The organism is Pseudonocardia yuanmonensis (genome assembly GCF_039542425.1).
In the GTDB taxonomy this organism is placed as follows: domain Bacteria; phylum Actinomycetota; class Actinomycetes; order Mycobacteriales; family Pseudonocardiaceae; genus Pseudonocardia; species Pseudonocardia yuanmonensis.
The window spans coordinates 49,328-73,433 of record NZ_BAABIC010000009.1 but is presented as its reverse complement, the minus strand read 5'-3'; the positions used below and the strand labels follow the sequence as shown (position 1 = coordinate 73,433).

26 protein-coding genes and 3 pseudogenes are annotated in these 24,106 nt (G+C 70.1%); 1 reads left to right on the top strand and 28 read right to left on the bottom strand.

All coding sequences use genetic code 11. The annotated features are described in order from the left end of the window. Positions 1-436 precede the first annotated feature (436 nt). The 14 genes from ABD990_RS14950 to ABD990_RS14885 form a co-directional block, all read right to left on the bottom strand. Positions 437-1,063 carry a nuclear transport factor 2 family protein gene (locus ABD990_RS14950; protein WP_345381101.1) on the bottom strand — a complete coding sequence of 209 codons (627 nt, stop codon included), beginning with the start codon at positions 1,061-1,063 and terminating at the stop codon, positions 437-439. A 24-nt stretch (positions 1,064-1,087) separates the two neighbouring features. Beyond that, positions 1,088-1,777 carry a TetR/AcrR family transcriptional regulator gene (locus tag ABD990_RS14945; protein ID WP_345381100.1) on the bottom strand — a complete coding sequence of 230 codons (690 nt, stop codon included), beginning with the start codon at positions 1,775-1,777 and terminating at the stop codon, positions 1,088-1,090. A gap of 33 nt (positions 1,778-1,810) precedes the next feature. Further along, positions 1,811-2,224 carry a VOC family protein gene (locus ABD990_RS14940; protein WP_345381099.1) on the bottom strand — a complete coding sequence of 138 codons (414 nt, stop codon included), beginning with the start codon at positions 2,222-2,224 and terminating at the stop codon, positions 1,811-1,813. Positions 2,225-2,268: 44 nt separating this feature from the next. Beyond that, positions 2,269-3,042, bottom strand: a complete 774-nt coding sequence (locus ABD990_RS14935; RefSeq protein ID WP_345381098.1) for an SDR family NAD(P)-dependent oxidoreductase — start codon at positions 3,040-3,042, stop codon at positions 2,269-2,271. Further along, on the bottom strand, positions 3,039-4,439 hold the full coding sequence (locus ABD990_RS14930) for a phenylacetate--CoA ligase family protein (RefSeq protein WP_345381097.1): 1,401 nt from the start codon (positions 4,437-4,439) through the stop codon (positions 3,039-3,041). Before ABD990_RS14930 ends, ABD990_RS14935 begins: the two co-directional genes overlap by 4 nt. A gap of 29 nt (positions 4,440-4,468) precedes the next feature. Further along, complete coding sequence (locus ABD990_RS14925; protein WP_345381096.1) at positions 4,469-6,151, bottom strand: acyl-CoA dehydrogenase; 1,683 nt, start codon at positions 6,149-6,151, stop codon at positions 4,469-4,471. A gap of 33 nt (positions 6,152-6,184) precedes the next feature. After that, positions 6,185-7,399 (bottom strand): acetyl-CoA C-acetyltransferase, encoded by a 1,215-nt coding sequence (locus ABD990_RS14920; protein ID WP_345381095.1) that lies wholly within the window; start codon positions 7,397-7,399, stop codon positions 6,185-6,187. A 4-nt stretch (positions 7,400-7,403) separates the two neighbouring features. Continuing rightward, on the bottom strand, positions 7,404-8,333 hold the full coding sequence (locus ABD990_RS14915) for an MBL fold metallo-hydrolase (RefSeq protein ID WP_345381094.1): 930 nt from the start codon (positions 8,331-8,333) through the stop codon (positions 7,404-7,406). A gap of 20 nt (positions 8,334-8,353) precedes the next feature. Then, positions 8,354-10,345 carry an oxidoreductase gene (locus ABD990_RS14910; RefSeq protein WP_345381093.1) on the bottom strand — a complete coding sequence of 664 codons (1,992 nt, stop codon included), beginning with the start codon at positions 10,343-10,345 and terminating at the stop codon, positions 8,354-8,356. Positions 10,346-10,435: 90 nt separating this feature from the next. Beyond that, the gene (locus tag ABD990_RS14905; RefSeq protein WP_345381092.1) at positions 10,436-10,927 is read right to left on the bottom strand and encodes a MaoC family dehydratase; all 492 of its coding nucleotides are present in this window, start codon (positions 10,925-10,927) and stop codon (positions 10,436-10,438) included. After that, positions 10,927-11,664 carry a 3-oxoacyl-ACP reductase FabG gene (gene fabG, locus ABD990_RS14900; protein ID WP_345381091.1) on the bottom strand — a complete coding sequence of 246 codons (738 nt, stop codon included), beginning with the start codon at positions 11,662-11,664 and terminating at the stop codon, positions 10,927-10,929. Before fabG ends, ABD990_RS14905 begins: the two co-directional genes overlap by 1 nt. Positions 11,665-11,691: 27 nt before the next feature. Further along, positions 11,692-12,546 carry a mycofactocin-coupled SDR family oxidoreductase gene (locus ABD990_RS14895; RefSeq protein WP_345381090.1) on the bottom strand — a complete coding sequence of 285 codons (855 nt, stop codon included), beginning with the start codon at positions 12,544-12,546 and terminating at the stop codon, positions 11,692-11,694. After that, on the bottom strand, positions 12,539-12,913 hold the full coding sequence (locus ABD990_RS14890) for a putative quinol monooxygenase (protein ID WP_345381089.1): 375 nt from the start codon (positions 12,911-12,913) through the stop codon (positions 12,539-12,541). The genes ABD990_RS14895 and ABD990_RS14890 overlap by 8 nt, the downstream gene beginning before the upstream one ends. Before the next feature lie 47 nt (positions 12,914-12,960). Next, positions 12,961-13,791 (bottom strand): mycofactocin-coupled SDR family oxidoreductase, encoded by an 831-nt coding sequence (locus tag ABD990_RS14885; RefSeq protein WP_345381088.1) that lies wholly within the window; start codon positions 13,789-13,791, stop codon positions 12,961-12,963. A gap of 264 nt (positions 13,792-14,055) precedes the next feature. On the opposite strand from ABD990_RS14885, the pseudogene ABD990_RS34400 reads away from it, so the two are divergent. Further along, positions 14,056-14,409 (top strand): annotated as a pseudogene (locus tag ABD990_RS34400) (SDR family NAD(P)-dependent oxidoreductase); the annotation flags it as partial. Between the two features lie 38 nt (positions 14,410-14,447). Here the strand turns inward: ABD990_RS34400 and ABD990_RS14880 are convergent. The 14 genes and pseudogenes from ABD990_RS14880 to ABD990_RS14820 all read right to left on the bottom strand — a co-directional run bounded on the left by ABD990_RS14880 (position 14,448) and on the right by ABD990_RS14820 (position 24,094). After that, on the bottom strand, positions 14,448-15,473 hold the full coding sequence (locus ABD990_RS14880; RefSeq protein WP_345381087.1) for a mycofactocin-coupled SDR family oxidoreductase: 1,026 nt from the start codon (positions 15,471-15,473) through the stop codon (positions 14,448-14,450). Between the two features lie 80 nt (positions 15,474-15,553). Next, positions 15,554-15,901 (bottom strand): annotated as a pseudogene (locus ABD990_RS34395) (enolase C-terminal domain-like protein); the annotation flags it as partial. 26 nt (positions 15,902-15,927) lie between these two features. After that, positions 15,928-16,560 (bottom strand): annotated as a pseudogene (locus ABD990_RS34390) (enolase C-terminal domain-like protein); the annotation flags it as partial. Then, complete coding sequence (locus tag ABD990_RS14870; protein WP_345381263.1) at positions 16,520-16,987, bottom strand: ABC transporter permease subunit; 468 nt, start codon at positions 16,985-16,987, stop codon at positions 16,520-16,522. The pseudogene ABD990_RS34390 and the gene ABD990_RS14870, both read right to left, overlap by 41 nt. Continuing rightward, the gene (locus ABD990_RS14865) at positions 16,897-17,304 is read right to left on the bottom strand and encodes an ABC transporter permease (protein ID WP_345381086.1); all 408 of its coding nucleotides are present in this window, start codon (positions 17,302-17,304) and stop codon (positions 16,897-16,899) included. The genes ABD990_RS14870 and ABD990_RS14865 overlap by 91 nt, the downstream gene beginning before the upstream one ends. Further along, the gene (locus ABD990_RS14860) at positions 17,238-17,507 is read right to left on the bottom strand and encodes a hypothetical protein (RefSeq protein WP_345381085.1); all 270 of its coding nucleotides are present in this window, start codon (positions 17,505-17,507) and stop codon (positions 17,238-17,240) included. Before ABD990_RS14860 ends, ABD990_RS14865 begins: the two co-directional genes overlap by 67 nt. Further along, positions 17,504-18,121 carry an ABC transporter permease gene (locus ABD990_RS14855; RefSeq protein WP_345381084.1) on the bottom strand — a complete coding sequence of 206 codons (618 nt, stop codon included), beginning with the start codon at positions 18,119-18,121 and terminating at the stop codon, positions 17,504-17,506. The genes ABD990_RS14860 and ABD990_RS14855 overlap by 4 nt, the downstream gene beginning before the upstream one ends. Then, positions 18,016-18,501 (bottom strand): hypothetical protein, encoded by a 486-nt coding sequence (locus ABD990_RS14850; protein ID WP_345381083.1) that lies wholly within the window; start codon positions 18,499-18,501, stop codon positions 18,016-18,018. The genes ABD990_RS14855 and ABD990_RS14850 overlap by 106 nt, the downstream gene beginning before the upstream one ends. A gap of 244 nt (positions 18,502-18,745) precedes the next feature. Beyond that, on the bottom strand, positions 18,746-19,282 hold the full coding sequence (locus tag ABD990_RS14845; RefSeq protein ID WP_345381082.1) for an aldehyde dehydrogenase family protein: 537 nt from the start codon (positions 19,280-19,282) through the stop codon (positions 18,746-18,748). Beyond that, a complete protein-coding gene (locus ABD990_RS14840) occupies positions 19,186-20,196 on the bottom strand; it encodes an aldehyde dehydrogenase family protein (protein ID WP_345381081.1) in 1,011 nt (336 codons plus the stop codon). Before ABD990_RS14840 ends, ABD990_RS14845 begins: the two co-directional genes overlap by 97 nt. A gap of 10 nt (positions 20,197-20,206) precedes the next feature. After that, positions 20,207-21,052 carry a 3-hydroxybutyryl-CoA dehydrogenase gene (locus ABD990_RS14835; protein ID WP_345381080.1) on the bottom strand — a complete coding sequence of 282 codons (846 nt, stop codon included), beginning with the start codon at positions 21,050-21,052 and terminating at the stop codon, positions 20,207-20,209. Positions 21,053-21,121: 69 nt separating this feature from the next. Continuing rightward, positions 21,122-23,275, bottom strand: a complete 2,154-nt coding sequence (locus tag ABD990_RS14830) for an acetate--CoA ligase family protein (protein WP_345381079.1) — start codon at positions 23,273-23,275, stop codon at positions 21,122-21,124. A 37-nt stretch (positions 23,276-23,312) separates the two neighbouring features. After that, positions 23,313-23,678: a MaoC family dehydratase gene (locus ABD990_RS14825; RefSeq protein ID WP_345381078.1), complete on the bottom strand. Its 366-nt coding sequence runs from the start codon at positions 23,676-23,678 to the stop codon at positions 23,313-23,315. Then, positions 23,675-24,094, bottom strand: coding sequence for a hypothetical protein (locus ABD990_RS14820; RefSeq protein ID WP_345381077.1), 420 nt, complete (start codon positions 24,092-24,094; stop codon positions 23,675-23,677). The genes ABD990_RS14825 and ABD990_RS14820 overlap by 4 nt, the downstream gene beginning before the upstream one ends. Between the last annotated feature and the right edge of the window lie 12 nt (positions 24,095-24,106).

Genomic DNA, 24,106 nt, shown 5'->3' with positions numbered 1-24,106 from the left:
AAGCTCGGTGAGCTTCGGCTCGCCGAGTGCAACGTCGCTCGCCTCGACGCCTACTTCGCGGCGCTCGACCAGGCCAGGAAGACGGTCGTCCTCTCCCGATGAATTTCTCGAGGAGCGAACGCCACGCGCCAACGGCCGCCGCATGATCCGAGCCATCGTCAGCGGCGTCATGCAGCAGGCAGTGCTCACCCAGGTCATCCCCGACGAACCCGGTCCGGGAGCTGGAGCGTATTGAGACGCCCCGGGGCCATGAACCACTCCCCCGCGAGGCCTTACCGTCGAGGAACGTCGCCGGCTTCTCGAGTTCACCGACAACGACGAGGTCGCAGTCCGGGCGGATATGCCCGACCTCATCCGCTTCGCCCTCGGGTCCGGCCTCCGCGTCGGCGAGATCTGCGCCGCCGGCTGGATGCGGTGGCGTACGTACGCACTGCGATCATGACGCAGCGGACGGCCTTCCAGTCGATGTCCTCGAACGCGAAGTCCGCGGGAGTCCCCGTCCTCGTGCTCCACGCACTCGCCCGGACGGCCTCGACGTCGAGTCCGACGACGTCTCGGCTGCCTTCACCGAGGCGTCGAGCCATTCACCACCGATGCCACCGAGCCCGACCACCACGATCCGAGCTCGGTCAGGGCCATGATCGTCCGTCAGCGCGCACTTCCTGTTTCCGCCTCCACGTCGAGGCGCTGCCTGCGGATTCATGTAGTCCTGCAGATGCGTGACCTTGCCGTTGCGCCGGGTGATGAACCAGATGTAATGGAGAACCAAAGGTGTTCCATCGGGGCGTCGGTGGTGGCCGGTTGCCCGCACGACGGTGTCGTCGCCGGCCTGAATGGTCCGCACATCACGGAACGTCCCGATCTCCAGGCGTTCGACCAGTCGACTCATGTGGGCGCGCATCGCCGCGTGGCCTTCCAGCCTGCGAACTCGATTCTCGGGCGCCCACGGCAGTTCGTGGACGCCGTCGGCGGCGAACATGGCGAGCCAGCCGTCGAGATCGCCGTCCGCAAGGGCGTCGATCGCCGTGGCGAGCCACTTCGGGAGTGTCGTGTCCGTGCTCACGGCATCATCGCGAGAGACCGGCCGCTATTCAGCGGCAAGCGCCTCGATGCGCTCACTGTGGAAGCGGATGGCCCGCGAGTGATAGCGGATGAGCTCGTCCCGGGTGCGACCCCCTGGACCTTCGACCGGTTCGTCGTCCCGCGAGGCGAGGCCGTACAGGACGAGATCGGTGAATCTGTCGGCGATCTCATCCGGACTCAGCGACCCGGATGAGCGGTACCATTTCCACAGCCAGTTGCACATACCGTCGATCGCGAAGACCGTGATGTTCTCGTCGCTGCTGACGAATTCGCCATTGCGCATGCCCTCGCGAATGATCTCCTGGACCACGAGATCGCTTTCCCGCTTGAACTGGCGGAACTCCGCACGCACCTCATCGGGCAGCTCGGACTCGGCGCTGAAGGACAAGCCGTAGAGCTCGATGTTCTCGGTGATGCAGGAGATGTGGTGCCGGACGTAGAGCCGCAGCCTCTCCCGCGTCGTTCCCGGCGCCGAGGTGACGGCGTCGAGCTTCTCGATGTCGCGTTTGAGCCAGTCACCGAACACGTGCCGCAGGAGATCGTCCCGGTTGGTGAAGTAGTGATAGAGGGCCGCCTTCGTCAGGCCGACCTCGTCGGCGATCTCCTGCAGGGTGACCGCCCGGATACCTCGCGCCTGGAACAGCCTCGTCGCAGCCTTGGTCAGCTCTTCCTGCATCACGGCGCCCTTGGGCATGACGTCCCCCTCCGGTGGAGTCGCGGCGTGGAATCAGCGCGGAACTTCGATGAACTCGAGCTGTACCCCGGCCATGTCCCGGGGGTGGGTGAAGTTCACCGCGGCGTGGCCCTCGCCGCGGGCGGGCTCCTCCAGAACGGGTGTCAGTCCGCTCTCCCGCAGTTCCCGAGTCGCCACATCGACATCCTGCACTCCGACCGACACGAGGAAGACACCCTCCCCGCGCCGCTCCACGAAGCGGCTCACCGACGTGCCCTCGTCCACGCTCGCGATGAGGTTCAGGTGGAAGCCGTCGAGGTCGAACGACGAGCCCCGCAGGCCGGGGAAGGCGAAGCCCGACTCGTCCACCGGCTTCGCCTCCACTCCGAAGATCTCCTGGTACCGCCGCGTCCACTGCTCGAGGTCCTTGACGGCGATGTTGATGCCGTGAATACCGTTGACCTGCATGTGCTACTCCGAGATCGATGGTGGTGCCGACAGCGTGGTGCCGGTCAGGTGATGGCCATGCCGCCGTCGACGACGATCGTCTGGCCGGTGACGAAGCCGCCTGCGGGCGACGCCAGCCACACGCCGACCCCCGCGATCTCCGCGGGGGATCCGAACCGGCCCAACAGCAGACGGGGCGTGATGACCGTGTCGATGTAGTCGGCGCTGTACTGCTCGGTCATCTCGGTCTCGAAGAACCCGGGCGCGACGGCGTTCACCCGGATGCCCTTCCGCGGGCCCCACTGCTGGGCGAGGTCGCGCGTGAGCCCGATCAGCCCGGCCTTGCTCGCGGTGTACGCGGCCTGCGGAAGCCCGGCGGTGGTGAGGGCGAGGACGCTGGAGACGTTGACGATGGAACTGCCGGGCGGCATGACCGCGGCGCAGGCCTGGGCCATCCAGTACGCGCCGTGCAGGTTGACGTCGACGACCGCGCGGAACTGTTCCGGCGTCTCGCGCGTGGCGGGCACCGCCGTCCCGATGCCCGCGTTGTTCACGAGGACGTCGACGCCGCCGAACCGATCACACGCATGGCCGACGGCGGCCCGGCACTGCTCGGGGTCGCTGATGTCGGCCTTGATCGCGAGCGCCTCGCCGCCCGCACTCTCGATGTCGGCGACCGTGCGGTCGAGCAGTGCGGTCCGCCGGGCCGCGACGACGACCCGGGCACCGGCCGCCGCGAGCGCCCGGGCGAACGCGACCCCGAGCCCGGACGACGCGCCGGTCACGAGGGCCACCCGACCATCGAGCCGGAACAGTGCCTCCGGGGACAAGTCCCTCATCGCAGGTCCAGCAGCCGCTTGACCTTGCCCTCGCCGCCCAGCCCGGTCAGTGAGGCCAGCGACCCCGAGGGGACGACCTCGACGTCCACCCCGACTCCGAAGGCGGTGTGCAGCTTCTCCGTCATATCGGCCTGGATCTCGGACTCGTGCCCGCCGCGGGTCTCGATCTGCACGCGCATCCGCTCCCGGGACGCCAGCCCCTCCCCCACCGTCTCGACGATGCAGAGGAACTCGCCGGTCGTGCGGGCGTCGCCCTGGATGACGTCCTGCGCCGAGCGCGGGTACACACTGGTCGCGCGGAGCTTGACCATCTCGTCCGACCGGCCGAGGAAACCGGACAGCTTCGTGGTGCGCAGGCCACAGCCGCAGCCCTCCCGCGCGCTCACCCGCATGAGGTCCTTGAGGTCGTAGCGGATGATCGGCGGGACCGACCGGTGCAGGCTCGTGACGACGAGGTTGCCGGGCTCGCCGACGACGGTGATGTCCCCCGTGTCGCGGTCGGCGATCTCCAGGACCGCGGTGTCGTCGTTGACGTGCAGGCCGTCGTGGGCCCGGCACTCGAACCCGACCAGGCCCACCTCGTGGGTCCCGTAGTTGTCGAACACCTCGCAGGCCCAGGCGTCGGCAAGGAGCTTCCGAAGGTGGCCCTCGACGTCCACGCCCAGGTAGGTGTGGATGAACGTCGTGCGCAAGTCCTTCTGCAGGTCCACGCCCTCGCGCACGGCCGTCTCGGCCAGGATCTTCATGTACTCGCCGAACGCGACCCAGCCCGCCGTGCCCCACTCGCGGGCGAGCTCGAGCTGCCGTTTCGACGGGGTCACCACGCCCGACCCCGTCGTGAGCGGGACCATCCCGCACCAGTTCATCGCCGCCGTGGACGAGCACCAGGCCGTGTTCGCCAGGCTGTTCGTCAGCGTGATCTGCAGGATGTCTCCCACCTGGCCGCCCTGGGCGTGGAAGGCGCGCGCGAACTGGATCGCCTGGGCCTCCCACGCCACCGGGTCGAACAGCGTCGGCCGCGGCAGCCCGGAAGTCCCACCGCTCGACTGGATCTTGAGCGGGGTGGCCATTGCCTTGAGGGCGAAGTTCTGGTGCGAGCCGAAGGGTGGCTCGTCCTCGATGCTCTGCTTGAGGTCATCGCTGGTGAACGTGGGGATCTTCGTGATGTCGTCGAGCCCGCGGATGTCCCCGGGCTCCAGGCCGGCTGCCCGCCACCGCTTGTCGTAGAACGGCACGGCCCAGGCGTCGGCGATCCGCGCGCGGAACCGGTGGTCCTGCAGCTCGCGGAGACCCTCGTCCGAGAGGGAGGCCATCGCGCCGGTGAACGCGGGCGGTGGGGGGTAGTCCTCGACGAACCGCGGCCAGTCGACGCTCGACCAGTAGTAGGGCATGGTCATGTCTTCTCCGGAGGTCACAGGGAGCGCGTTCACAGGCTCTGGGGGTCGAGGTCGAGGGTGGTCCGGTCGTGGCCGGCCAGCAGGTCGAGCTTCGCGTGCGCCGCAGGTAGTTCGTAGCGGTAGAAGTAGCGGGCGGCGGCACGTTTGCCGTCGTAGAAGGGGCCGTCCTTGCCGTGCGCGGCGATCACCAGGTCGAGCCAGGTCCAGGCGAGGACGACGTGCCCGAAAGCCTCCAGGTATGCCGTGGCGTTCGCCCGGCCGACCGCGGCGTGCTCCGGCTCGGTGATCAGAGCCGTGACACGCTCCAGCCTCTCAAGCAGGCGGCCGAGTGGTGCGGCGAACTCGTCCAGCTCGGCGGCCCGCGCGAGCGTCTGGCGGGCGGCGGCGGTGAACGCACGGAACGCGGCCCCGTCCCGCATGACAACCTTGCGCCCCAGCAGGTCCAGCGCCTGGATGCCGTGCGTGCCCTCGTGGATGGGGTTGAGCCGATTGTCCCGGTAATGTTGCTCGACGTCGAACTCGCGGCTGTACCCGTAGCCGCCGTGCACCTGGATGGCCAGCGAGTTCGCCTCAAGGCACCACTGCGATGGCCAGCTCTTCGCGACGGGCGTGAGGATGTCGAGCAGCAGGCTCGTGTCCTCCCCGGTGCGCTGCCGGTCGACGAGGTGGGCGCAGCGGAGCACGAGGGCCGATGAACCCTCCACGTAGGACTTCTGCGCCAGCAGCATCCGGCGGACGTCCGGGTGCTCGACGAGGGTGGCCCCGCCCTGCATGCGCACCGTGGCGTACTCGAGGGACTTCCGGTACCCGGCCTGCCCCAGCGCCGCGGCGACGAGGCCGACACCGATACGGGCCTCGTTCATCATGTGGAACATGTACTGCAGGCCGCGGTTCTCCTCCCCGATCAGGTGACCGACCGCGCCGTCGAAGGCGAGCAGGGTGTTCGTGGTCCCCCGGGCGCCCATCTTGTGGTTGAGCCCCACGAGCGCGAGCTCGTTGCGCCGCCCGTCCGTGAGGACCTTGGGTACCGCGACCAGCGAGAGGCCCTTGACGCCTGGCCCTCCGGTCCTCGCCAGCACGAGGTGCAGGATGTTCCCGAGCTCGTGGTCGCCGGCCGAGATCCACATCTTGGTGCCGGTGACCCGATAGGTGCCGTCCTCCGCCCGCACGGCCCGCGTCGAGACGTCCGCGAGCGAGGAGCCGGCGTCGGGCTCGGACAGGCACATCGTCCCGAAGAGCTCGCCGGCGAGCATCGGCCGCACCCATTCACCGACCTGCTTCGGGCTGCCGTGCGCCTGCAACAGGTTGGCCGCGGCGATGGTGAGGAAGAGGTAGCCGGTCGTCGCAGTGTTGGCCGCCTGGAACCAGGCCATGCAGGCCTGGAACACCGACAGCGGCAGCTGCATCCCGCCCAGGGACTCGTCGAACTGCGCCGCGATCAGGTCGGCCTTCGCGAACGCCGCCACCGCCGCCGCGACCTCGTCGGGCAGGACGACCTTCCCGTCCTCCCCGATCCGGGGCTCGTGCTCGTCGCTGAGCCGGTTGTGCGGGGCGAAGTAGTCGGCGGCCAGGCTCTCGCAGACCTCCAGGAGGCCGTTGAAGGTCTCCGCCGAGTGCTCGGCGAAGTACGGGTGCCCGGTGAGCGAGACGACGTCGAGCCACTCGAACAACAGGAACTGCAGATCGCGACGCGACATCACCGCGGCGGACATTGGGCCTCCTCTCTTCGGAGTGACGGGTGCTCGTCAGAGTCGCTCGATGACCATGGCCATGCCCTGGCCGCCGCCGACGCACATGGTCTCGAGGCCGATCTGCTTGTCGTGGCGCTCGAGGTTGTTGAGCAGCGAGGCGGTGATCCGGGCGCCGGTCATGCCGAACGGATGTCCCAGGGCGATGGCGCCACCGGACACGTTGAGCGTGTCCTCGTCGATGCCGAGCTCACGCGCGGATCCCAGCACCTGGACGGCGAAGGCCTCGTTGATCTCTACCAGGTCGACGTCCTCGATCGTCATCCCGGCCAGAGCCAGCGCCCGCCGCGATGCCTCGATCGGGCCGAGGCCCATGATCTCCGGCGAGAGCCCGGACACCCCGGTCGAGACGATCCGGGCCAGCGGGCGGACGCCGAGCTCCCGGGCCCGCGCCTCGGACATGATCACCAGGGCCGCGGCGCCGTCATTGAGCGGGCAGGCGTTGCCCGCGGTCACGGTGCCGTCGACGCGGAAGACCGGCTTGAGGGCGGCGACCTTCTCCAGGGTGGTCCCCGCCCGGGGGCCGTCGTCTGTGGAGACAACGGTACCGACCGGGAGTGTGACCGGGGTGATCTCGCGGGCGAAGTGCCCGTCGGCGATCGCTGCCTCGGCCCGGTTCTGCGAGCGGACCGCCCAGCGGTCCTGCTCCTCGCGGGTGATCCCGGTGGCGGTCGCGACGTTCTCGGCGGTCTGTCCCATGGCGATGTAGGCGTCCGGCAGCAGGCCGGTCTGGCGCGGGTCGCCCCACGGGTCGTTGGTCTCCGCGAGCTGCGCCGTCCGCTTCTGCGCGTCGTCGAACAGCGGATTCTGCGTGTCCGGCAGCGAGTCCGACATGCCCTTCACGTAGCGGGAGACGGTCTCGACTCCGGCCGAGACGAAGGCGTGTCCCTCCCCCGCCTTGATCGCGTGGAACGCCATCCGGGTCGTCTGCAGCGACGACGCGCAGTAGCGCGTCACCGTGGTGCCCGGCAGCGTGTCGTAGCCGAGTTGGACGGCGACGATGCGGGCCATGTTGAAGCCCTGTTCGCCCCCGGGGTTGCCGCAGCCGAGGATGAGGTCGTCGAGCTGGGTGGGGTTGAGCTCGGGCACGGCGTCCAGCGCCGCGCGCACCATCTGCGCGGCCAGGTCGTCCGGGCGCATGCCGGCCAAGGAGCCCTTGCCGGCTCGCCCGATCGGCGAGCGCGCGGCGGAGACGATGACTGCGTCCGTCATGAGGTCAGCCTTCTGTGGGGAGGAACCGGTACCCGTCGCCGTCGGACAGGATGTGCCCGCCGCTGCGACCGCTGAAGTGCGTGCCGAGGACCAGGAGGTCCGTGTCGGCGACGGAGCGGAGGAAGGCGGTGCGGGTCTCGGCGGACCGGGCCCGGTCGGTGTCACCGCGCGAGCTCCAGGCGGGGTGCGCGATTTGGATCGGGTGATGGATGAAGTCGCCGGTGACCAGCGCCGAGGCCCCGCTGGACTCCAGCGTGACGCTGTGGTGCCCGGTGGTGTGCCCCGGCGTGGCGGTGTACCGCACACCGGGGCTGACCTCGTGGTTTGAGTCGACGAGGTCGACAAGTCCGGCGTCCACACAGGGCTGGATCGACTCGGCGAACACGAGCCGGGTCTGCGAGTGGATATCCGGGTTCGCGCCCTGGTAGACGACGGCGTGGGCCAGGTCGTCCGTCGCCGCCACGCCCTCCCGCAGCCCGGAGTGGTACTCGAACTCGTCCCGGACGTAGGTGTAGCGGGCGTTCGGAAAGGTCGGGCGCCACTTGTCCCCGTCGAGGACGGTGTTCCAGCCGACGTGGTCGAGATGCAGGTGGGTGGCGAGGACGAAGTCGATGTCCTCCGGCTGGTAGCCGGCCGCCGCGAGGCGCTCCAGGAACGGGGTGTCCAGGCCGCCCCAGTTCGGGATCAGCGGGAGGTTCTTGTGGTTGCCGCAGCACGCGTCGACCAGTACCCGGTGTGTCGGGGTCTCGACGACGTAGGCGTGCAGGCTCCAGAGGGTCTGTCCGGCGTCGTTGGCGTAGTCCGGGTACAGCCACTCGACTGACCGCACCGCCTCGGGCGTGGCCTCCTCGATCAGCCCGTCGAGCTCGCCGGGCTCTACCGGCATCTCGACGATCTGGCTGACCTTGATGTCTCCCACCTGCCAACTGGTCATCATCGACTCCTCTCGGCTCATCAGACGGTCCGTCCCGCCATCTCGCCCTCGTAGATCGCCTCGTCGACCCTGCGCGGGGCCACGCAGTCGCCGATCTCGGTCACGGGGAAGCGCCCTGCCAGCGCCGTGGCCAGCGCACCCTCGGGCGCTCGCATCGCCACGGTCACGATCGAGTCGATCGGGACCACCTTCGTCCGCCCGTCCCAGATCCGGCCGACGACCGCCCCCTCGGGGGTGACCTGGAAGACCGCGTGCTGAGGTGTCAGCTCCACACCCGCCGCGTGCAGCCGCGGGAAGAGGTGCGCGGTGTCGAGATACAGGACCGTGTTGTCCCCCAAAGACATCCGGGTGGTGACGACCTCCACCTGCTTGCCGCCGGCGGCCAGCTTCTCGGCGAGCCCGAGCGCGAGGTAGTCGCCGGTGTCGTCGATGACCAGCACCCGCTCCCCCGCCCGCTGCGGCTCCGTGATCGCGGTGATCGGGTCCAGGACGGTCGTGTGCTCCAGCCCTGGGATGCCGCCGTGGTTGCCGACGGCGGCCAGGTAGCCGTCCGTCTTCCAGGAGGAGCCGGTCGCGACGACGACGTGATGCGGGTCCTCCGCCGCGATTGTGTCCACGGTCGCGGCCGTGCCCAGCCGGATGTCGACCTTGAACTTGTCGAGCGTGCGCTCCATGTCCGAGACCATCGCCGCCCACCGGCCTCGGGTGGGGAGCTGGGCGGCGTAGCGGATCTGGCCGCCCAGCACGTCGTCCCGCTCGAAGAGGACGACGCGGTGGCCGCGCGTGGCGGCGGTCTCCGCCGCGCGCATGCCGGCGGGTCCACCCCCGACGACGACGATCGTCCTCGGCTCGGCGACGTGGTCCAGGGTGCCCAGCCCCAGCTCGGCCTCGCGGCCCGCTGACGGGTTCTGCGTGCAGGTCAGCGACCAGCCCTTGGCCATGCGGGAGAAGCAGCCCTGGTTGCCCGCCACGCAGTGCCGGATCTCGTCCTCGCGCCCGGTCTGCGCCTTGGTGATCAGGTGGGGGTCGGCGATGTGGGCGCGGGTCATCGCCACCAGGTCGGCGTCGCCCCGCTCGATGATCCCGTTCGCGGTGTCCAAGTCAGCGATCCCGTTGGCGGTGAGCACCGGCTTGTCGGTGATCCGCTTGGCGCGCATCGCCAGGTCGACCAGCGGGGTCCCGGGGATGCTCATCGGGGACACGGTCTGGTGGAACGTCAGGGCGGCTCCGCCGCTGACGCTGAAGTAGTCGAACAGACCCGTCTCGTCGAGCGTACGCAGGATGCGCTCGCCCTCGTCCGGCTCGATCCCGCCGGCCACGAACTCATTCAGCGACAAACGGACACCCACCGCGAACTCCTCCGCCGGCATCGCCTTCCGCACGGCCTGCGCGCACTCGACGACGATCCGGCACCTGTTCTCGGTCGACCCGCCGTAGGCGTCGGTACGACGGTTGGTCAGCGGAGAGAGGAAGCTGCACAGCAGGTAGCCGTGGGCGGCGTGGACCTCGGCGCCGTCCAGGCCCGCGACGGCGGCGTTGCGCGCGCTGCGGCCGAACCCCGCGACCAGCTTGGCGATGTCCTCCTCCGTCATCGGCCGCGGGATCTCACCGTAGGTCGGCGACGGCAGGCCGGACGCACTCCACAGCGACCGCCAGTTGTCCAGGTGCATCGTGTTGTTGTCCTCGGCACCGAAGTGCGAGAGGTCGACGAACACCTTGGCGCCGTGCCTGTGCACGGCCTTCGCGAGCCGCTCGTAGACCGGGATCACCTCGGTCGGCCAGCTCTGCAGGGTGCGGAGCATCATCCCGCGGCTCGACGGGTGCACGACCTGCGCCTCGGTCAGGATCAGCCCGGCACCGCCCTTCGCCCGCTCCTCGTAGTAGTCGACGCTCTGCTGGGTCATGAGGTTGTCGCGGCCGTAGGCCAGCGCGTGCGGGGTCACCACGACCCGGTTCTTGAGCGTGAGGGGGCCGACCTGCAAGGGCTGCCAGAGGGAGTCGTACTCGCGCATCGTCGCGCTCCTCAGTGTCGAAGTGGTGGCTGAGGCACCGCCCGCCAACCTGTAAGTTGAAAATTTGAACGAGCAGTAACTCGTGGCAGATTAGGAGCGCTCGCCGGGCATGTCAAGGACGGACTCGGCGAACCGGCTGACCTGCACGGCGACGCAGACCGGCTTCTGCCCGGCGTCGCTCTCGAAGATCGTCTCTGTGAGCACGTGGGCGGTGTCGGCACCGACGCGATCGACGGACTGGATCACCGCCCGCATCCTGACGCGCGACCCGACCGGTGACGGCGCGGGGAAGCGCACCTTCTCGTAGCCGTAGTTGAGAGTGGGGGCGAACCCGTCGAAGGACATCAGCTCGCCCAGCAGGGCCGGGCCGAGCGAGAGCGTGTAGAGACCGTGCGCGATCGTCGAACCGAACCGGCTCGCGGCTGCGCGCGCGGGGTCGACGTGGATCCACTGGTGGTCGTCGGTCACCCTCGCGAAGGCGTCGATTGCTCCCTGGGAGACCGTTCGCCACGGGGTCGGGCCGAGCTCGACGCCGACCAGGGCTCTCAGCTCCTCGACGGTGGTGGGTCGGAGCGGGCCCATCAGATGGCGATGCCTCCGTCGACTGGGAGGACGACGCCAGTGATGTAGGCGGCCTCGTCCGAGGCCAGGAAGGCGACGGCGGCCGCCATCTCCGACGGGGCCCCGAAGCGGCGAAGGGGGATGGCCTCCTCGATGTCCCTGCGCCGCTCCGGCGGAATCGAGTCGATCATCCGGGTCTCCGCGTTCGGCGAGATCGCGTTCACGGTGACCCCGAATCGGGCGAGTTCCTTCGCCGCAGTCTTGGTGAACCCGATGATCCCCGCCTTGGCGGCGGCGTAGTTGGCCTGTCCAAGGTTCCCCCGGAGTCCGCTGTAGGAGGTGACGTTGACGATCCGTCCTCCGCCCTGGCGACGAAAGTGGGGCACCGCCGCCCGAGTCATGCGGAAGGTCCCACCAGCGTGCACCGCGAGGACCGCCTCCCATTCGTCGTCGGTGAGTTTCCACAGCATCCCGTCGCGCAGGATCCCGGCGTTGTTGACCACGACGTCCACCCGTCCGGTCTCGGTCACGACCCGCTCGTAAAGCTCCTCGACTCGAGCGGTGTCGGAGATGTCGGCGGCGACGCCGGTCGCGCCGATCTCCTTGGCGGTCTCGGTCACCGCGTCGGCGTCCGCGTCGACACAGAACACCTCACCACCCGCCTCTCGGAAGCGTTCGGCGACGGCCCGGCCCACGCCGCGGGCTGCGCCGGTGACGACGATCGTCCGGGCGATGTAGTCGAACGTCAGGTTGGCCATGAAGTACTCCTGTTCGTGGTGCGGCGGTCACGCGGTGTTGTTCGCGATGAGGCCCGCGGACACGTGCAGGACCTCGCCGGAAACCATGCGCGCGTCGTCCGAGAGCAGGTAGAGGTAGGCATTCGAGACGTCCTGCGCGGCGACGTGGGGGACGCCGAGCGGGTGCATCGCTGCCATCCGCTCGAGCATCTGCCCACGGGTCGGGTTCTCGAGGTCGGGACAGAACAGCTTGTACGCCTGCTGGTTGTTGTTCATCGAGGGCAGGTCACCCGGGTCGACGTTCGTCGGCGCAACGCAGTTCGCCCGGATCCCGTAGGCGCCGTACTCGGCCGCCACGGTCTTCATCAGCCCGATCACACCCCACTTCGACGCGCCGTAGTCCGCGATGTGCTGATAGGCGAACCGGCCCGCGGTCGAGGCCGTGATGACGATCGCCCCCTTGCGTTGCGCGACCATGTGGGGCAGGACCGCACGACAGGCGTGGAAGGCCCCGGTCAGGTTCGTGTCGATCACCGCTCGCCAATGTTCGGGATCGAGATCGGCCACTTTGCCGAAGCCGAGGATGAGTCCGGCGTTGCACAGCAGATGGTCGATCCGGCCGAGCTCATCGACCGTCTGCTCCGCGGCCTTCACCATCGCGTCGGCGTCGCGGACGTCGGCGACGATGCTCACGCACCTACGACCGAGGTCGGACACCATCCGGTGAGTCTCCTCGAGGTCCTCCCGGGACCCACCCGGGTAGAACTGGCCCTCGACGTCGACGACGCAGTTGTCCAGGAGCGCGACGTCCGCACCCTCGCGCGCCACGGCGACGGCGTGCGAACGTCCCTGCCCCTTCGCCCCGCCGGTGATGAGTGCGACGGTGCCGTCCAACCTACCCACGGTGTTCCTCCTTCTGATGCTCGGTCAGCGACGCCTGGGCGCGCAGCGGGTGGAGCACATGGATCTCCAGGTCCCCGACGAGCAGGGATGCGCTGTCCTCGAAGAACCGCCGCATGTAGGGCTGCTCGAGGTGCTCGCGAACGGCATGGCCGTCTCGGTAGAGCTCGTAGAAGGCCACGCTGCCGGGCCGGGCGGGATTGACGAACGCCTCGTACGCCAGGACCCCGGGCTCGGCGCGACTGGGGTCGCCCAGGGCGAGCATCCGCTCGCGCAGATCCTGCTCCCGGCCGGGTCGGGAGTCGGCGTAGCCGACGAAGGCGACGGGCTCGTCGCTCGTCAGGAGCTCGGCCGATATTGGTTCAGACATTGGACATCTCCGTCCGATGCGAGGCGCGGATGAAGGGCGCGGTGTCGTTACAGCAACGGGTAGCCGGCCGTGACCTCGAGCTCGGTCCCGGTGATGTACCTGCCGCTTTCACCGGCGAGGTAGAGGACGGCCTGCGAGATGTCCTCCGGTGACACCCAGGGCGTGTCCAGCGCCGTCATCGACCGGAACGCCGGCTCGACCGCCTCGCGGCTGGGGTTCTCGACGTCCGGGGCGAACAGCCCGTAGATCGCCGGGTTCTGGATCATCGCGGTGTCGCAGTTCGTCGGGTGGACCACGTTCACCCGGATCCGGTGCCGGGCCAGATCCTTCGCGAACGACTTGCTCAGACCGACGACGCCGTGCTTCGAGGCGATGTAGGCCGCCATGTTGAAGGTCGGCGTGAGCGTGCTGGCCGATCCGACGAAGGTCATCGAACCGCCCCGGCCCCCCGCCACGATGTGCTTCGCTGCCGCCTGCGCGGAGAAGAACGCGCCGGAGAGGTTCGTCCCGATCACCGCGTTCCACGCCTCCGCCGAGACCAGAGGGGTCTCCGTCACCTCGCAGATGCCCGCGTTGAGCACCGCGACGTCCAGACGTCCCAGTTCGGCCACCGCCCGTTCCAGGGCTGCGGCGAGCGCGGCCGGATCCCGGACATCGCACTCCAGGCGCACGGCACGGCGGTCGACCTTCTCGACGAGCGCCACCGTCTCGTCGAAATCCCCCGGCGTGGACATCGCGTAGGGGACGGTCGGGATCTGCTGACAGATGTCGAGCAGGATCACATCCGCGCCGGCCTGCGCGAGGTGGACTGCGTGCGAGCGACCCTGCCCACGAGCCGCGCCCGTGACGAAGGCGACCTTGCCCTCGAGACTCGCCATCTCAACGACCTCCATACGGACACCGCAACGTGTCCTCGTCGGGGTGCGCGCGCCGGGACTACGCGAAGCTGTTCGGGCCCGGGGACGCGGCCGAGCGTCACGCTCAGCGGGTGTAACCAGTGAGTTGGCAATCCAACTGAGTGGTCAAACTAGGTCGCGGCTCGCGCCTCTGTCAACAGCCGGAAGCGGACGACGAGCAGCGTCTTGACACCCCGCGCGCACTCGGCTCACGATGTTCGACCACGCGTTCTGTAAATCGACCATGTGGTCACTCCTGCCTGGCGCGACTGCACGCGTTCGGTCCCGCTACGCCGAAGAGTGAGGGGGAGGGTGCCGGTGCCAGGTCGCCTGGAAGGCAAAGTCGTGGTCAACACCGGAACCGGAATCGGGATGGCGAGGGAGGTCGCACTCCGCCGCGCGGCGGTAGGCGCGTCCATCATCGGATGGGACATCCTGGGGGAGGACGCCCAAGAGACTCTCGACATCGTGTGGACTACAGGCGGACGGATGGAGTCGCTTCATCCGATCGTCCTGACGGACGAGCAGCACGCCCATGACCTACTCGAGTTCGCCGCCGACAAGTTCGGTGGCGTGGACGTCGTGCATCACAACGCGATGCGTCAGCGGCGTCATGCAGCAGGCAGTGCTCACCCAGGTCATCCCGACGAACCGGTCGGGGGCTGGAGTGCATCGAGACACCGTGCGGCTTCAGCACCACCACCCCACGGCCTCACGTTGAGGGACGCCACCGGCTCCTCGAATTCATCGACACCGACCGGACCGCGGTCCGGGCCGACATGCCCGACCTCATCCGCCTCGCACTCGGCTCCGACCTGCTCTTCGACTCGTAGAGGTTCGCTCCACGGGGCCTGTTTGAGAAGCACACCCCCGTCGACGGGGAAGGTCGCTCCCGTCACGTACCTCGCCTCGTCAGAGCAGAGGTAGGCGACGGCGTTCGAGACGTCCCGGGGTTCGACCTGGTCGACGGGCATCAGGTTGGCCCAGTTGACCGAGAGGTCGGGGTGGGCGCCCAGGAACTCGTCCACGTAGTCGTTGACGATCATCGGCGAGCTGACACCCGTCGGAAGCACCGTGTTGACCCGTATCGAGTGCGGAGCCAGGTCGACGGCGAGCGTGCGCATGAGCCCGACGATGCCGTGCTTGGCGGTGGTGTAGGGCCCGATGTTCGTCATGCCCTTGATCCCGGCCGTGGAGCTCGTCAGCACGATCGACCCGCCGTGGCCCGAGGCGATCATGGCTGGAACGGCCGCCCGGATCGTCTTCCAGGCCCCCGTGGGGCATACCCCGATCATCTCGTCCCATTCGGCGTCGGTCACCGACCAGACGTTCTCGACGAACCGCAGGATCCCGGCGTTCGCGCACACGATGTCCAGCCGCTCGAACGTGTACAGCCCGGCGTCGACGACCGCCTGCACGGCCGCGGAGTCCCGGACGTCCGCCTCCATGGCGACGATCCGGCGGTCGAGCTCCTCGACCTGACGCACCGTCTCCGCCAGGTCGTCGGGGGTCGACATCGGGTAGGGCACGGTGTCGAGCTGGCGGCAGACGTCGAACGCGATGATGTCCGCGCCCTCCTCCGCCAGTCGGACGGCGTGCGACCGCCCCTGCCCCCGCGCCGCACCGGAGATCAGCGCCACCTTGCCCTCGAGGCGTCCTGCCATGTCACACATCCCTTTCCTCTTCGCCGCCACGACCATCGCCGCCGCTCCTCGTCGCGCCAGTTCTCGACGCCGCGGTGTGCTCAGCGGTAGCAGGGTCCGTCGACGGCACACAGCAGGTGCACCGTCGCGGCCATGTTCAGCGCGGACATCGAGGTGTGCGGGTGGATCGGGATCCGCCACGCCGACGCGAGCGACGCGACGCGCATGACCTCGGTGACGCCGCCGGCCTTCGGGAGGTCCGGTTGAAGGACCGACACGGCGCCGTCGGCCAGGACCCGCTCGAACTCGAAGCGCGTGTACACGTTCTCGCCGCACGCCAAGGGCACCGATGTCCCCGCCGCGGCCACGCGATAGGAGCGGTGGTCGTGCGCCGGGAAGGGCTCCTCGAGCCACCCGACCCCCATTCGCTCCAGCACGGGCAGTACCCGCCGCGCGCGTCCTGCAGCGTGTAAGCGGTGTTGGCGTCGACGAGGACGCTGATGTCGTCGCCGATCGCTTCGCGGGCCGCCGCCACCCTCAGCAGGTCTGCCTCGACGGAGCCCACGCGCAGCTTCAGGGCTCGGAACCCCGCCCCGACCAGCGCCTGCGCCTCCTCGACCAACGCTGCGACCGGCCCGAAACCGAGCGCGATCCCACCGGCGTACGCGGGCACGGCGCGAGGCCCCGCCGAGCAGGCGGTAGAGCGGCAGCCCACGGCCTTACCACGGATGTCCCACAAAGCCATGTCCATCCCGCTGTGCGCGAGGGCCGCGGCGGCGCCGGTCCCGTGGCTCGCGAGCTGCCCGCGGTACACCGCGTCCCACGCACCGAGGACGTCGAGCGGGTCCCGCCCGAGGACGAGCTCGCGCAGCGTGCTGTTCACCAGGTGGGCGACCGCACCCGGCGCACGGCCGTGGTGGGCCTCCCCGAACCCGACGATCCCTTCGTCGGTGATCACCTCCACGAGGACGGTGTCCCGCTTGACGGCCGTGCCGACCCCCAGGCTGACCTGCTGTTCAGGCGGGACCCGGAAGCTGAGCGGGTGTGCGGTCACATCGAGACGCGCATCAGCGCCCTCTCCCGGGTGATGCGACCACCAGGGCCCCATCCCGAACCCGAGGGCGCCATGGCGACCGCCTGTTCTGCGCGACGTCGACCAGCACGATGACGACGAGGAGCCCACCGAGGCCGACACTCGTCAGGTACGGCGGCACGGACAAGGCGGTCATCCCCGTGCTCAGGGTCTGGACGATGAGGGTTCCGGTGACGATGCCCGCCACACTGCCGATGCCGCCGGACAGGGCGACCCCGCCGACCAGCGCCGCGGTGACGGCCTGGATGAGCACGGAATGGTATGCGGTCGGATCACCGCTGCCGGACGCCAGCGCCTGCAGCCCACCCGCGAGCGCCGCCAGGGCTCCCGAGCACGCGAAGACTGCGGTGATCACGAGGACGTGCGGGATGCCGGCGGCCGTTGCCTCCGCCCGGGCTCCCCCGACGGCGTAGACCTGCCGCCCGAAGCGGGTGCGGGCCAGGACGACGCCGGCGCGATCGCGACGACGATCGCGATCACCGAGGAGGGCTGCAGGACGAACGCGATCCCCTGGCCCAACAGGTCGGACACTCGCAGGTCGGACACGAGGACGGTGCGGTCGCCCGCCAACGTCTGGGCCGCCCCCTGCACGGCGATCAGCGAACCGATCGTCACCACCAACGAGTTCATGCCGGTCCGGCCGATGAGCCAGCCCTGCAGCAGCCCGAGCACGCCGCCCACGGCGATGCAGGTCAGCAGCGCCGCGATGAGCCCTTGGCCCGAGGTCTGCGCCCCGAGCACCGCCCCGAGCGCCACCATGGACCCGACCGAGAGGTCGAGTTCGCCGCGATCATCGTCAGGCCCACGCCGAGGGCGACGAGGCCGACGAAACCGAGCCCGATGAGCACGCCGTAGAGGCCGGGCGCCCCGCGGGACCCGGGCGCCAGCACGGCGAACACGGCGTACAGCGCGACCAGGATCGCCAGTCGCACTCCCAGGGTGCGGGAGAGCCGAAACGTCACGACCGGGTCCTCCTCGGAACAAGGGTGGTCGCGACGACGACCACCAGGACGCAGAGCCCCACGAGCAGGGTGCGCAAGCCGGGGCTGAACCCGCGGACGATCATGACGTTCTCCAGGAAGGCGATCACGACCGTGCCCGCCATGCTGCGGGCGACGGAGCCCTGACCGCCCGCCACGGCCGTGCCGCCCACGATCACCGCCGCGATCACGTCGACGTCGAGCCTTTCGAACCCGACCACGCCTGCCTCGCGGGTCTGCGCCGTGGTGCACACGCCGACGAAGGCGGCTGCGACCGAAGCGATCACGAACACCGCGAGCCCGATTCGCACGCGGGAGATCCCGATCTCCGCCGCGGTCCGCGGGTTCGTGCCGAGCAGCCCGACCTGCCTGCCGAAGCGGGTCCGGCGCAGCACGAGGGTCGTGAGGAGGCCGAACGCGAGGAAGAAGTAGACCTGGATCGGGACACCCAGCGGGCGTGCCGAGCCGAGTGCCGCCCCGACGTCCGTGGTCAGGTAGAGGTTGCTGTTGTTCCCGGCCAGTACCGCGGTCCCGGACAGGACGAGGCCGCCCGCCAGCGTGACGACGATCGGGTTGCCGCGACCCCGGCCACCCACCCCTGCAGGGCCCCCGCGACGAGGCCGACGCCCAGCGCGGCGAGCAGGGCGATCACGAGCCCCTGCGAGTCCGCCAGCAGGGCGAACACGATGCCGGACAACACCGTGGTCCCGGCCGAGGCGAGCGAGAAGAACATCCCGGCGAGGGTCACGAACGTCATGCCGATCGCGACGATCCCCGTCAGCGCGGCCGCCCGCAGGATCACGATCGCGTTCTCCACGGTGCGCAGCGGCGGCGTGGCGACCACCAGGACGGCAACCACCGCCACCGCGGCCGGCACGACGAACGTGGACGGACGCAGGCGCCGGGCCCGGTGCGGCTCAGGAGCGCCCGTGTCCTCGGCGGACGACGGGGCGATCGTCGCCCTGTCGGCGTTCACGACGCCTCCCGCACGGTGGCGGTGTTCGGGTGCGTGACCTCGGCCAGCAGCTCGGCTGCGGTGACCTGGCCCGCGGTGTCGCCCGACGACCCGGCCTCGGTAGAAGGTCAGTACCCGGTCCCCGATCCCGAGCGCCTCCTGGATGTCCGAGCACGCCACGATCACCACGGTTCCGTCCTCGGTCAGCCTGCGGAGCACCCGGTAGATCTCCGATCTCGCGCCGACGTCCATCCCACGGGTCGGCTCATCGACCAGGAGCAGCCGCGGCGCCGTCGCAGCCCGCGAGCCCCTCGGGCCCACGTTCCCGACCGATCCCGCTGTCCTTCATCCCGCCGAAGGGCGCCCGAGGATCGATGGCGTAGTAGTTCACCCCGATGGTGCCGGTCCGCACGTGCCTGGCGACCTCGACCCCGCGGGCCTCGTCGGCCGTCCACACCGAACCGGCGAGGCCGTACGCGCTGTCGTTGGCCATCCGGATCGCCGCGTCGTCGCCCCCGTCGTACGGAATGACGGTCAGCACAGGGCCGAAGACCTCCTCGACGGCGATGGGGTCGTGGTTGTCCACGTCGGCGAAGACAGTGGGCTGCACGAACCAGCCACGGTCGAGGTCGGCGGGGCGTTGACCGCCGATGGTCAAGCGGGCCTGTGTCTCGCGGGCCCGGTCGATGAAGCCGAGTAGGCGGTTCAGGTGCGCCTCCGACGCCATCGGTCCGCAGGTCGTGGCCTCGTCGAGCGGGTTGCCGACGACCTGGGCGCGGGCGAACTCGGTGACCGCCTCCACCACCTCGCCGTAGCGATGCCGCGGGGCGAGGATGCGGCCTGGGTCGTGCATGTCTGCGCGTTGTTGCGGAACGCGGCGCCGGTGAGGCCACCGACGAGGACGTCGAGGTCGGCGTCGTCGAGCACGATGGCCGCCGACCTGCCACCCAGCTCGAGGGTGCAGCGCCGGATGAGCCTGCCGCACTCGGCACCGATAACCCGGCCGGCGGCCGTCGACCCGGTGAACGCGATCTTGTCGACGTCCGGGCTCGACACCAGGGCCGCGCTCGCCTCGCGGCTTGCCAGCACGACGTTGAGCACGCCGGGTGGGAGCTCCGCCTCCATCGCGGCCTCGGCGAAGATGTAGGAGTCCAGGGCGGTCTCCGGCGACGGCTTGAGCACCACGGTGCAGCCCGCCGCCAGCGCAGGGGCGATCTTGTCCATGGCGAGCGCCTGGGGGTAGTTCCACGGTGTGATCGCCCCGACCACCCCCACCGGCTCCCGGCGGACGAGCGTGGCCCCGTTCGCGCTCGGCCGGACCTCTTCGAGCGGGAGTGCCTCGGTCAGGTCGGCGTAGTAGCGCAACGCGTTCACCGGGAGCCCGACGTCCGTCAGGCGCGACAGTCCGATCGGCATGCCGTTCTCGCGACTGACAAGCTCGGCCGTCGCGGCGCCGCGAGCCTCCAGGGCGGCGGCGACCCGCCGCATCGCCGCAGCCCGCTCGGCGCCCGTCGTCCGGCTCCACGGCCCGTCGTCGAGTGCCGCGCGGGCGGCTCGGGCCGCCGCGGCGATGTCTGCCGGGGAGCCCAGGGCTGCCGTGCCGATGACCTCCTCGGTCGCAGCGTCGAGGGCGACGTGCCGCTCGGTGCCCTCGGGTTCGCACCAGCCGCCGTCGATGAAGAACCGCGGGCGGTCGAGCAGGGTCGTTTCGCTCATCGCCGGCCCCTCATGCGTAGTGGTAGAAGCCGCGGCCCGACTTGCGGCCCAGCAGACCTGCCTCGACCATCCGCGCCAGTAGCGGGGGCGCGGCGTGCGTCGGTTCCTTGAACTCCTGGTACAGCGAGTCCGCGACGGCGAGCACGGTGTCCAGGCCGATGAGATCGCTGAGGGCCAGTGGGCCCTGGGGGTGCGCGCACCCCGCGACCATCCCGGTGTCGATGTCCTCGGCGGTGGCGAATCCCGACTCGAGCATCCGGACCGCGGACAGCAGGTACGGAATGAGCAGGGCGTTCACCACGAAGCCGGCTGGATCCTGGCAGTCGATCGGCCGCTTGCCGAGCACATCGACGACGAAGGTCCGTACCTCCTGGTGCACGGCCGGGTCGGTGAGCAGACTGGGCACCAGCTCCACCAGCTCCAGCACGGGGACCGGGTTGAAGAAGTGGACGCCAAGGACACGGGCCGGTCGGGAGGTCGCGACACCCAGCTTCATGATCGGGATCGACGACGTGTTGGAGGCGAGGATCGCTGTGGGGGAGCTGACGACGGCGTCCAGCCGTCCGAACAGCTCTACCTTCGCGCCCTCGTCCTCGGCGATCGCCTCGACGACGAAGCTCCGGTCGTGCAATGCCTCGAGGTCACTCTCGATCACGATCCGGTTGAGGATGCACGCGGCGTCGGCGACCAGCCCCCGCTTCTCCGCCTTGGCCAGGGACCGCTCGAGACGGTCCCGGCCCGCGCTCACCGCGAAGTCGTCCGACTCGACCACCACGAAGGACCGCCCGGCCCGCGCGATGACCTCGGCGATCCCGGCGCCCATCAAGCCGCAGCCGACCACACCGATGTCACGCATGACTCACTCTCCCTGCTCCTGCACTCGTCGGTCCTGTTCGCGACGTCCTCGGGCCCGCACCCCGTGCGGTCACCGGTCAGGTTCGCGCAGCGTCAGGGCGACGTCGACGGCGACCACCCCCTGGCCCCGCGGCAGCACCAGGACCGGGTTCAGGTCGAGCTCGGCAACCCGGCCCTCCCGCACGGCCGTGGTCCCGGCGAGGTCGACGACCAGCCGGACGAGGGCCTCGACGTCGCCCGGCGGGCGGCCGCGGTAGCCGTCGATCAAGGGGTGAAGCGCCAACGACTCGATGGCGGACCGGGTCGCCGCCTCGGTGACGGGCGGGACGAGCAGGCGGACGTCCTTCAACAGCTCGGCCTGCACGCCCCCGGCCCCGACCATGACCACCGGCCCGACGGCGGCGTCGTGGACGACCCCCACCGTCATCTCGGCGACGCCGGCCACCATGGGCTCGACGAGCAGCCCGTCGACTGCGCCGGACACCGACCCGCCCGGTGCCGCCGCGTCGAGCATCCGGCGGGCGGCCACCCGCAGCGCGTCGTCGTCCGTGATGCCGACCTGCACGAGGCCGAGCTCGGTCTTGTGCGCGATCGTCGGGCCGGACAGCTTGAGAACCACCGGGTAGCCGATCTCCCCCGCCACTGCCACCGCGCCGTCGACGTCGGTGGCCAGCCGGGAATCTACGACTGGGAGCCCCCAGCCTGCGAGGATCTGCTTGCCACGGTGCTCGGACTGCAGGCCGGTGCCGTCTGGTGCGTCGGTCGGCCGCCCGAGCGGGACATGGTCCTCCTCGGCGAGGCGGCGGCCGTGGCGGGCCAGAGCGCCGATCGCTCGCATGCACGCCGTGGTGTCGTCGAACGCGGGCACGCCGTGTGCGGCGAACCGCTCGACCATGCCCGCGTGGCCCGCCACCCAGCACACGACGACCAGCTTCGCGGTCCGCCGCTGGAGGTCCACGACGTCGGCCAGGATCTGGTCGAGGTCGTAGTACTCACCCAGGATCCCGAGCGCGACGACCACGACGTCGGTGCCCTCGTCCTGTTCCACGGCGTCCAGCGCTGTCCGGACCAGCTCCGGCGTGCTGAGCAGCTGCGCGGTCACGTCGATGGGGTTCTCCACCGCCGCGAACGACGGCAGTCCCGCCCGCAGCTCGGCGAGCGTGCGGGGGGAGAACTCCGCGAGCCGCAGGCCGTGCGCCTCCGCCTCGTCGGTGAGCAGCACCCCGAGGCCACCGGAGTTCGTCACGAGCGCGACGCGCCCCTCGCCCGCAGTACGGGGCTGAGCGAACAGGCGGACGAGCTCACTCATCTCGCGCGGGTCGCGCGCCCGCACCACGCCGTGCCGGGCGAGGAACGCGTCGACGACCGAGTCCTCCTGGGCGAGCGCGCCCGTGTGGGAGCCCGCCGCTCGACTGCCCGACGCGGTCGTGCCCGACTTGAGGGCCAGGACCGTCTTGCCGGAGCGGGCCGCCTCCGCCGCCGCAGCGGCGAGGACGGGCGCCGAGCCAAGGTGTTCGAGGTAGAGCTGCACGGTCCTGATCGCGGGGTCCGCGACGACGCCGCGCAGCAGGTCCGCGACGCCGAGGTCCAACTCGTTCCCGGTGGCCGCCCAGTAGCGGACGCCGTCGACGAACGGCTGGGCCAGCTGCGTGAGCACGGCGGCCATCGCGCCGCTCTGGCTCAGGACCGCGACACCGCCGTCGGTGAGACCCGTGGACTTGCTGAACGTCGACGAGAAGGAGGCGACGAGCCCCGCTCCCAGGTTGGCCACGCCCTGGCAGTTGGGCCCGAGTACGCGGATCCCGGTCGTCCGGCACGCGGCGCGGAGCTCCTCCTCGAGCCGGGCTCCCTCGAGGGTGCCGGTCTCGCCGAACCCCGAGCTGACGACGACCGCGGCCCGCACTCCCCGGTGGCCGAGCGCGGCCACCGTCTCGGGCACGGCAGCCGCCGGGGTGGCGACCACCGCGAGATCGATCGTGGCGTCGACTGGAAGCTCCGCCACGGATGTCACGGAGGGCAACCCCCGGATCGGCAGCCCCGCCTTGCTGACCAGATGGATCTCACCCGGGTAGCCGCCGTCGCGCAGATGGGCCAGCAGCTTGCCGCCGATCTTGGCCGGGTCACCCGACGCCCCGACCAGCACGATCGACTTCGGCCGGAAGAGGACGTCGGTGACGTCAGTGCTGTCCGTGCTGCCGCTGGCGGGCTCGCGCTCAGTACTCATGCCTTCTCGATGGTTGTCGGAGGTGGGCGGGGTCGGATCAGGCCGCGACGCGGGCGACCCCGGTGAGGACGACGCCGTCCGCGGTCGTCGCCTCGATCGTCAGCTCGTCGGCACCCGTGGGGAGGATCTCCACGCGGAACGCGTCGCCGACCGTCACCGGCGCCCGATATCGGACTTCCACGTCCCCAGCGCCGGCCCACTCGGGCCGCGCCCGGCAGACGGCCTCCTCGACCACCGCGAGCAGGAGGAGACCCTGGACCAGCGGGCGGCCGAACTCGGTGCGGGCGGCGAAGCCGGGGTCGGTGTGGATCAGTCCCGTGCCGCCGCTGACGAAGCCGAAGTCGTCCAGGTCCTGCTGCGCGAACGTTCGCGTCACCACGGTCGGTTCGTCGGTCCCGCTCATCGCCTCGCGTACCCCCAGAAGTAGGTGCTGGTCGAGACGCAGGTGACCACGTCGCGGTCGGAGAACACCGTCTCGACGACGACCTGCCTCCGCCCGTGGACCTCGACGGCCTCGCGCACGGTCACCTCGGCGGCCAGCACGGTTCCGACCGTGACCGCGCGACGAACCCGGATCCGTTGACCCACCTGCAGGGTGCCCTGTTCCATCCGACCCCCCATCGCCTGGAACATCGGCAGGAAGGTGCAGTAGAGAGACGGAGGCACCGTGTCCTGGGGTTGCCGTGTACGCACCCCGGCCAGACGGATGTACTCCCGTACGAGCTCCTCGGTCAGGTGCAGCTCCGCATGGAACCGGCTCCCCGGGGAGAGCTCCGCGAAGGGGATGTCCGGGAACTGCTGGGTTATCCGCGCCGCCATGACCTGTCCTCC